This window comes from Pyxidicoccus fallax, assembly GCF_012933655.1.
GTDB lineage: Bacteria > Myxococcota > Myxococcia > Myxococcales > Myxococcaceae > Myxococcus > Myxococcus fallax.
This window is the reverse complement of sequence record NZ_JABBJJ010000149.1, coordinates 23,311-29,347: the sequence shown is the minus strand read 5'-3', so window position 1 is coordinate 29,347 and position 6,037 is coordinate 23,311. Positions and strand designations below refer to the sequence as shown.

The window sequence follows — 6,037 nt, the reverse complement described above, 5'->3', positions numbered from 1 at the left end:
GCCCAAGCCCGCGCCTCCGCGCACCCGCGTGAAGGCCCCCGCGCCCGTCGCGAAGGAGGCGCCGCCCCCGCGCTCGGCGGAGCCCGCCCAGGCCGGTCAGGTGGTCGCCGCGAAGGAGTCGGCGGAGCCGCTCGACTTCACGGGCTTCGACATCGCGAGCGGTCAGGGTCCGCGCTACGCCGGTGGCGTGACGGCGTCCTCCGGCCGGTCCACCACGGCGGTCGCCCCCGGCACGGTGACGGGCGCCGACGGGGATGACCCCGAGGGAAGCCTGGCGCGTCCCGTCCGGCTCCCGGCGCGCAACTGGAACTGCCCCTGGCCCAGGGAGGCGGAGTCGCTGCGCGTCGACGAAGAGACCGTGGTGCTGCGCGTGGTCGTCACGCCCGAAGGCGGGGTGACCTCGGCCGAGCTGCTGTCCGACCCGGGCCACGGCTTCGGCGCCGCGGCGCTCGCCTGTGCGCGCAGCGCCCGCTTCGAGGCCGCCGTCGACCGTGCCGGCCGGCGCTACCTCGCGACCTCTCCGCCGATTCGCGTCCGGTTCAAGCGGCGCTGAGCCGCGCCCCTCTGTCAGGAGCTTCTCGTGTCCGCTTCCGCCCCCCCGAAGCAAGAGCGCCAGCTCCTCCTGCTGCTGGCCGCCATGCAGTTCACCCACCTCATGGACTTCATGATCGTGATGCCCCTGGGGCCCGAGTTCATGAAGGTGTTCGGCCTCTCCACCGCCCGCTTCGGGACGATGGTCTCCGCCTACACGCTGGCCTCGGCGGTGATGGGTGCGACGGGGCTGTTCTGGCTGGACCGCTTCGACCGGAAGCGGGCACTGCTGACGCTCTACGGTGTCTTCATCGTCGCTACGTTGGCCTGTGGCTTCGTGAGCAGCGCCACGGGGCTGATGGTGGCGAGGACGCTGGCCGGCGCGTGCGCGGGGCTGATGGGCGCCGTCGTCATGGCCATCATCGGAGACCTGGTGCCACCGGAGCGCCGGGGCCGGGCCATCGGGACGGTGATGGCGTCGCTCGGCCTGTCCGCGGTGGCGGGAGTGCCCGCGGGGCTCGCGCTCGCGAGTCACCTGGGCTGGCGTGGGCCGTTCTGGGTCATCGGCGGGCTCGCCGCCTGCGTGTGGCTGTGCCTCGTGTGGGTCCTTCCCCCCGTGCGTCAGCACCTCGCGGCATCCGGCGTGGGCCGTCAGTCCCTGGCACCGCTCGCGGCCCCGGGGCTCGCGCTGGGCTGGGTGCTGACGTTCTGCGTGGTGTTCTCCAGCTTCCTGCTCATCCCGTACCTGGGCGCGTACATGGTGGGCAACCTGGGGCTGCGCCTGGAGGACCTGTCCTGGGTGTACCTGGCCGGCGGCGCGGCCACGCTGGTGAGCGCCCGCCTCGTGGGACAGCTCGCGGACCGCTTCGGGCCGGCGCGCGTCCTGGGGCTCCTGCTCGTGGGCACCATGGGCCCGCACCTGCTGTTCACCCACCTGGGCCCCTCGCCGCTGCCGGTGGTGATGGGGGCCTTCATGGTGTTCATGGCGCTGACCTCCAGCCGCTCCATTCCCACCATCGCGCTCATCACCACGCGGGTGCCGCCCATGCTGCGCGGGCGCTACATGGCCGTGAACATGGCGGCGAGCGACGCGGCCTCTGGGCTCTCCGCCTGGGCGAGCGGGCTCATGATCGCGACCGCGCCCGAGGGCGCGCTCGTTGGCTTTGGCCACGTCGGCTGGATTGCCGTGGGCGTGTCGACGCTCTCGCTGGGCATCCTCTGGACTCTTGGACGTAGCAGTCCCCTCCCCCTGAGCGCCGCGGCACCTCGAGCGCCTTCCGCAGACAGCCCTGCTTAAAGGAAGCCCCATGAACTCCGCGCGGAATCATCCGTCGCTCCCCCGCCCCATCGTCGGGCAGATGAAGCTCGAGAACTCGAACCGCCTGTGGGCCGAGGCGAAGCGCCTGGTCCCCGGCGCCACCCAGTCGCTGATGAAGCGGCCCGAGATGTTCGCCCCCGGCTCCTTCCCCGTCTTCCTGACGAAGGGCCAGGGCGCGCTGGTGGAAGACGCCGATGGACAGCAGTTCATCGACTTCATCAGCGGCCTCGGCGCCAACATGCTGGGCCACAACCACCCGGACGTCGTGGAGCCCATCCGGCGGCACCTCGAGGAGGGCGTCCTCCACTCGCTGCCCACCCCGGTGGAGGTCAGCTCCGCCCAGGCGCTGGTCGACATGATTCCGGGCGCGGAGATGGTGCGCTTCTTCAAGACCGGCGCGGATGCGACGTCCGCCGCGGTGCGCCTGGCCCGCTACATCACCCGCAAGGAGCGCATCATCACGGTCGGCTACAACGGCTGGCACGACCACTTCATGTTCGACACCCCGGGCGTGCCCGCCGCGCTGGCCGGGCTCACCACGCGGATGCCGCTCTTCACCGAGCCGGACGAGGCGGCCCTGCTGACCTGCATCGAGCAGAACGCGAAGCAGCTCGCGCTGGTGCTCCTGTCGGTGCCGTACAACCGCGTGCTGAGCAAGGAGTTCATGCACAAGGTGCGGGCCACGTGCAGCGCCCACGAGGTGCTGTTCGTCCTGGACGAGGTGGTCACCGGCTTCCGCCTCGCCCCGGGCGGCGCGCAGGAGTTCTTCGACGTGAGGGCGGACTTCGTGTGCCTCTCGAAGAGCATCGCCGCGGGCATGCCGCTGTCGGCCATCGCCGGACCGGAGCGGCACCTGACCCGGCTGAACGACCTGCAGGTGTCCACCACCTTCGGCGGTGAGCTGCTGTCCCTGGCGGTGTGCGAGTCCGTGCTGAAGGGGTACCGCAAGAGCGGCTACGTCGAGCACATCGCGAAGCTGGGCCGCCAGCTCCGCGCCGGCATCAACGCGAAGGCCGAGCAGCTCGGCTCGCCGCTGCGCGTGCTGGGCTACGACGCGATTCCGTTCTTCCTCTTCGACAAGAACCCCGCCGAGCACGCGAAGAAGATGCAGCCCTTCCAGGCCGGCATGGCCCAGCGGGGCGTGCTGCTGCGCCGCGACGTCAACTTCATCTGCGCGGCGCACACGGCGGAGCAGATCGACTACACCATCGAGATGGCGGGCGAGGTGCTGCGCTCGCTCACGCCCGGCTCGACCGCCAGCGCGGCCTGAGCCGGCGGGCGGTCATCACGGCGAGCCCCACTCAGTCGTGGGGCTCCTCGTGGTCGGGGATGCCGCGCTTCCAGTAACCGATGACGCGCACCCAGGGCTTGTGCGCGCGGCGCTCCTCGACGAGGTGGTCGCGGATGGCGTTCATCGCCCGGGACTCACCCGCGGCCCAGGCGAAGTAGTCACCCGGTGGGAACGTCAGCTCGCGGATGGCGTTCTCCAGCAGCCGGGTGGTCCCCGGCTCCGCGCCCTTGCGGTGCAGCCACTTCAATTCCATGTTGGCGCGCGTCTGGAGCGGAATCTCCTCGGAGGCGTCGTCGACCTCGAGGAAGACGATGGCGCGAGCCCCCTCCGGCAGCTCCTCCAGCCTGCGGGCGATGGACGGGAGCCCGCTCTGGTCGCCCGCGAACAGGTACCAGTCGAAATCGTCGGCGACCATCAGCGAGCCGCGCGGACCCGCGACGCCGATGAAGTCGCCCACCTTCGCATTGGCGGCCCACGTCGAACCGGGGCCGGAGCCGTGCAGCACGAAGTCCAGGTCCAGCTCCCCCGCGACCGGGTCATGGCGCCGGGGCGTGTAGTCGCGCGTGGCGGGCCGGGACGCGCCCTCCGGGAAGACGACGCCGCGCGGGCCCATCGTCGGCAGCGTGGGCTTGAGCTCCCCCGGGTTCGGGATGAGCAGCTTCACGTGGTCGTCGGCGCTGTCGCTGTGGAACCCCTTCAGGTCCTCCCCGCCCAGGGTGATGCGCATCATGTGCGGCGTCAGCCGCGTCGCCCTGCGCACCTGGAGGAGCCGGAACACCACCGGAAAGGGACCTCGACGGAACACTCTCTCAGCCACGGTCGTCACCTGTGAGTTGCGATATTGAGTTTGATTCTCATTATCTCGGCGTGACGGAGGGAGCAACGATTCATTCGGGTGCGCGCGAGCAGCGTCCACGGGTCAAGGAAATCTGCCACTTCCGAAAAGAGTGTTCTCTCGCGTATACTCGGACGCTATCTCGTCAGTCCGCAGCGGCACCCTGCCGTCCAGCTGCTCAACGGCTGAGCAGCGCCGCGGCACACGAGCCTCCGGCCATGACGCTCACCCTGAAATTCCATGACTCCGTCAGCCACCTGAGCGACGCGGAGCTGGATGTCCTCACGTCCGACACGAGCGTGTTCTTCGGCCGGCGCTGGCTCCGGCTGTTGGACTCGGTCGACCTCTCCGCCATGGCCCGGGGCGAGCTGTCCCTGCGGTACGCCATCGTCACCCAGCAGGGCGTCCCGGTCGCGCTGTGTCCGTGCTTCATCACCCGGAGCAAAACCATCTACACCCCCTACTCGCTGGAGAAGTTCTTCTTCACCAGCTGGAAGGGGACCTTCGCCAACGCGGGAGGGTTCAGCCGACTGGCCGTCACGGTGGCGGACCTCTACCGCGCGCTGGCGTGGATGTCGGGGGCCGGCATGGACGGGGGGGTGTTCGTCACCAGCCCCCTGAGCATGCGCAGCGGCATCGCCTGCGCGCCCCAGCCGCCCGAGTCCGCCCGGCAGTGCCGGGAGCTGATCCTCAAGGGGCTCCGCGAGCTCGCCGCGAGTGAGCAACTGCCGCTCTACTTCTACGGAGTGGACGGGGAGGACACGGCGCTGCGAGAGGAACTCACGGCGGCGTCCTTCCAGGAAATCTACATCTTCGACGACAACGTCATCGATGTCCGAGGCGAGGGCCTCGACAGCTACCTGGGCCAGTTCAAGAGCGACGCCCGGAGACTGCTCAAGCGGGAGATGGCGCACGCGCGGGACGCGGGCGTGCGCTTCGAGCGCGTCAGCAAGATGGGCGAGATGGGCGAGCAGCTGGAGCGGTTCTACGAGGTGACCTACTCCAAGTACGGCAGCGAGCACCTCCGTCACCCGTCCTGGTTCTGGGGCGCCCTGGAGCAGCACGTCTCGCCCGAGGCCGAGGCCGTGGTGGCCTATCAGGACGGAGCGCCCATCGGCTTCTCCCTGCTGCTGCACAAGCACGAAGAGGTGTGGTTCTACCGGGTCGGTCGCGCCGAGGCGGGCGCCTCGGAGACACCTCTGTATTTCAACCTCGCCTTCTACGAGCCCTTGCGCAGGGCCTATGAGCTGGGCGCCAAACGGCTCTGGCTGGGCCCCAGCGGGTACGAGACGAAGCGGCGCAGGGGCGCGCGAAGGCATGCGCTCTACAGCTACCTGTGGATTCCCCAGCGCTGGTCGCGGACCGTCATCCAGCCCTACGTGTCCGCGTATTCGCGCGTGACGAAGATGATGGTGCCGGGCGCCACCCAGAACGTTCGCGTCCGCAAGGGGCCCTGACGCACGCAGGGGGCTCCTACCTGGGAGGCCACTCCTCGCGGGTGATGGCCCAGCGCTCGTGGTCGCGCCAGCGGCCCGCGACCTTGAGGTAGCGCGGAGAGAACCCTTCCAGCCGGAAGCCCGCGCGGGCGACGAGCGCCTTCGAGGCGGCGTTGTCGGGCTGGATGTTGGCCTCCACGCGGTGGAGCTTCAGGGTGCGGAACGCGTACGCGAGCACGAGCCCCAGGGCTTCCGTCATCAGGCCCCGGCCCTGGAAGCCGTGCGCGGCCCAGTAGCCGAGGTAGGCGTTCTGGAAGCTGCCCCGGAAGATCTGGCTCAGGTTGAAGGCGCCGGCGATGTGTCCCGAGTCGCGGTCGATGGCGAGGAGGGCCTCGAAGTCGTCGCCCTCGTTGCGCTGGAGGTAGCTCCGGAAGGCGTCCGGAGTCGTGGGCGGCGCGACCCAGGGGCGATGGAGGGTGCGGCTCCTCCGGGTGGTCTCCAGGAAGTGTTCCTGGTCCTCCGGGCGCGGCGTCCGCAGGAGCACCCGCGGGCCGCGGCCGAGGACTTTCGCTGCGCGGCCTCGTGACGCCATCGGCACTCCTCCTTCTTCCGCTTCATATCGAAGA

6 protein-coding genes are annotated in these 6,037 nt (G+C 70.0%); 4 read left to right on the top strand and 2 right to left on the bottom strand.

Features of this window, described 5'->3' with window-relative positions; translation table 11 throughout:
* The 3 genes from HG543_RS28085 to mxcL all read left to right on the top strand — a co-directional run.
* Nucleotides 1–553 (top strand): TonB family protein (locus tag HG543_RS28085; protein WP_169347957.1); only part of this gene is annotated, 553 nt, incomplete at its 5' end.
* A 27-nt stretch (nucleotides 554–580) separates the two neighbouring features.
* Nucleotides 581–1,828 (top strand): myxochelin export MFS transporter MxcK, encoded by a 1,248-nt coding sequence (mxcK, locus tag HG543_RS28080; RefSeq protein ID WP_169347956.1) that lies wholly within the window; start codon nucleotides 581–583, stop codon nucleotides 1,826–1,828.
* Between the two features lie 10 nt (nucleotides 1,829–1,838).
* Nucleotides 1,839–3,119, top strand: coding sequence for a myxochelin B biosynthesis transaminase MxcL (mxcL, locus tag HG543_RS28075; protein WP_169347955.1), 1,281 nt, complete (start codon nucleotides 1,839–1,841; stop codon nucleotides 3,117–3,119).
* A gap of 31 nt (nucleotides 3,120–3,150) precedes the next feature.
* Here mxcL and HG543_RS28070 read toward each other — a convergent pair whose 3' ends face one another.
* Nucleotides 3,151–3,957, bottom strand: a complete 807-nt coding sequence (locus HG543_RS28070; protein ID WP_343073454.1) for a siderophore-interacting protein — start codon at nucleotides 3,955–3,957, stop codon at nucleotides 3,151–3,153.
* Nucleotides 3,958–4,193: 236 nt separating this feature from the next.
* Here HG543_RS28070 and HG543_RS28065 point away from each other — a divergent pair, with 236 nt between their 5' ends.
* On the top strand, nucleotides 4,194–5,432 hold the full coding sequence (locus HG543_RS28065) for a GNAT family N-acetyltransferase (RefSeq protein WP_169347953.1): 1,239 nt from the start codon (nucleotides 4,194–4,196) through the stop codon (nucleotides 5,430–5,432).
* Between the two features lie 16 nt (nucleotides 5,433–5,448).
* On the opposite strand, the gene HG543_RS28060 is transcribed toward HG543_RS28065, so the two are convergent.
* The gene (locus tag HG543_RS28060) at nucleotides 5,449–6,003 is read right to left on the bottom strand and encodes a GNAT family N-acetyltransferase (protein ID WP_169347952.1); all 555 of its coding nucleotides are present in this window, start codon (nucleotides 6,001–6,003) and stop codon (nucleotides 5,449–5,451) included.
* Between the last annotated feature and the right edge of the window lie 34 nt (nucleotides 6,004–6,037).